Here is a 2,217-nt window from a genome sequence, read left to right as displayed (position 1 = left end):
GCCGGCGCGGGCGCCCCGGCCAGCGCAAAGCGGGGGGCGCGGGGGGCCCCCGGGGCGGAGCCCAGGCGGCGGGTCGCGGGGGTCCCCGAGCAGCCCGCCGAGACCGCCGGCACCCGCCCCGAGGCGCTCGACGCGCCGCGCGAGGGTGGGGCGGACGACCTCAAGAAGATCAAGGGCGTGGGGCCGAAGCTGGAAGAGCTGTGCAACAGCCTCGGCTTCTATCACTACGACCAGATCGCCAACTGGACGCCGGACGAGGTCGCCTGGGTCGACGAGAACCTGCAGGGCTTCCGCGGCCGGGTGACCCGCGACGAATGGGTCGCACAGGCAAAGACGCTGGCAGCGGGGGGCGAGACCGAGTTCTCGCAGCGCTCCGGGAAAGGTGACGACGCGGACGAATAAGGGGGCCGCAAGGCTCGGGTGAGGAGGAGAACGGGGAATGACGGACACGACGATGGAAGGGACCTGCCGACGCAAATGCTGGATCGCCGCCGCGGTGGTCGGTCTGTTCGTGGCGCTGTTCGCACTTGGCGCGGATCGCGGCTTCGTCGCGGCGCTCGTCCTCGGTGTCCTCGCGATGGTGCTCCTGTCGCAGCTCTTCATCTGGGTGAGTTGCGCGCCTGTGCCGAAGCTGACCCCGGTTACGCCCAAGCCGGTGCCCGCCCCGAAGCCCGTCGCGTCTCCGGCCGAGGCCAGCGCCGCCCCGGCGCCGACCGCAACGCCGACACCTGCAGCGGCGCCGCAACCGTCGCCCGCCGCCGAGAAGACCGCCGAGCCGCTGGTGAAGCCCAGCAAGGCACTCGCAGGCGAGGCGGAACTGGCGGGCCGCAAGGGCGCGTGGCGCTACGCGGGCGAGACGGCCGAGGCGGTCGCAGAGGACGCGGGCACCCGGCCCGAGGCACTGTCGGCTCCGCGCGATGGCGGGGCGGACAACCTGAAGGAAATCAAGGGGGTGGGCCCCAAGCTCGAGGAGCAGTTGCACGAGCTCGGGATCTACCACTTCGACCAGATCGCCGGTTGGACTGCCGCCGAAGTGGCGTGGATGGACGGCAACCTCAACGGGTTCCGCGGCCGCGTCTCGCGCGATGACTGGATCGGGCAGGCAAAGATCCTCGCCGCCGGGGGCGAGACCGCATTCTCGACGCGGGTGGACGAGGGCGAGGTCTACTGAGACCGCGCGACGGCACGACAAGGGCGCTGGGGTCCCGCAGGGACACGGTGCAGGATGAAACTGGCAGACGGGCAGGGGCCCGCGCGACCGGGGACGGTGACAGACCGCTCTTCCGGCGCTGCGGGTTGCGACCGTCGGGGGCCGCGAAAGGGACCGGGGCCGGGGAATGAACGACCGGGACAGCCACAGCCGGCAAGGGCGCATCATCGCGCTGGTGATTGCCGGAACCGGGCTTGCCTGGATGGCCGCAACGGCCGCGGGTGTCGCGCTGGACTGGAGCCAGCGCACGAGAGCCTTCTTCGACCTGGCGGCGATCGCCGGGTTCGGGACGGCGATATGGATGATCTACGGGCTCTGGCGTGCGCGCCGGAAGGACCGCTCGAACGAGGAGTGATGCGATGCTGAAGGACGAGGACCGCATTTTCACCAATCTCTACGGCATGCATGACCGCACGCTGGAGGGCGCGAAGAAGCGTGGCCACTGGGACGGAACCGCCGACATCATCGGCAAGGGCCGCGACTGGATCATCGACGAGATGAAGGCCTCGGGGCTGCGCGGACGCGGCGGGGCAGGGTTCCCGACCGGGCTCAAGTGGTCCTTCATGCCCAAGGAGAGCGACGGCCGGCCGTCCTACCTGGTCATCAACGCCGACGAATCCGAGCCCGCGACCTGCAAGGATCGCGAGATCATGCGCCACGATCCGCACACGCTGATCGAGGGCGCGCTGATCGCCTCCTTCGCGATTGGGGCACATGCGGCCTACATCTACATCCGCGGCGAATACATCCGCGAGAAGGAAGCCCTGCAGGCGGCCATCGACGAGGCCTATGACAAGGGCATGATCGGCCGTAACGCCTGTGGCACCGGCTGGGATTTCGACCTCTACCTGCACCACGGTGCCGGCGCCTACATCTGCGGCGAGGAAACCGCGCTGATCGAGAGCCTTGAGGGCAAGAAGGGCATGCCGCGGATGAAGCCGCCATTCCCGGCCGGCTCCGGTCTCTACGGCTGCCCGACCACGGTGAACAACGTCGAGTCGATCGCC

3 protein-coding genes and 1 pseudogene are annotated in these 2,217 nt (G+C 69.8%); all 4 read left to right on the top strand.

What is annotated here, in order from left to right; all coding sequences use genetic code 11:
• Positions 1-402: pseudogene (locus HC022_RS24640) on the top strand (NADH-quinone oxidoreductase subunit E); the annotation flags it as partial.
• A gap of 37 nt (positions 403-439) precedes the next feature.
• Positions 440-1,171 (top strand): endonuclease, encoded by a 732-nt coding sequence (locus HC022_RS24635; RefSeq protein ID WP_167454148.1) that lies wholly within the window; start codon positions 440-442, stop codon positions 1,169-1,171.
• 166 nt (positions 1,172-1,337) lie between these two features.
• Positions 1,338-1,565, top strand: coding sequence for a DUF5337 domain-containing protein (locus tag HC022_RS24630; protein WP_167454147.1), 228 nt, complete (start codon positions 1,338-1,340; stop codon positions 1,563-1,565).
• A 4-nt stretch (positions 1,566-1,569) separates the two neighbouring features.
• Positions 1,570-2,217: NADH-quinone oxidoreductase subunit NuoF (gene nuoF / locus HC022_RS24625; protein ID WP_167454146.1), on the top strand; the 648-nt coding region annotated here is incomplete at its 3' end.

Source organism: Salipiger sp. HF18, from assembly GCF_011806505.1.
GTDB classification, from domain to species: domain Bacteria; phylum Pseudomonadota; class Alphaproteobacteria; order Rhodobacterales; family Rhodobacteraceae; genus Salipiger; species Salipiger thiooxidans.
This window is presented reverse-complemented; position numbering and strand designations above follow the sequence as displayed.

Coding starts and splice junctions, on each gene's coding strand:
- HC022_RS24635 (WP_167454148.1), top strand. CDS start 440: ATGACGGACACGACGATGGAAGGGACCTGCCGACGCAAATGCTGGATC.
- HC022_RS24630 (WP_167454147.1), top strand. CDS start 1,338: ATGAACGACCGGGACAGCCACAGCCGGCAAGGGCGCATCATCGCGCTG.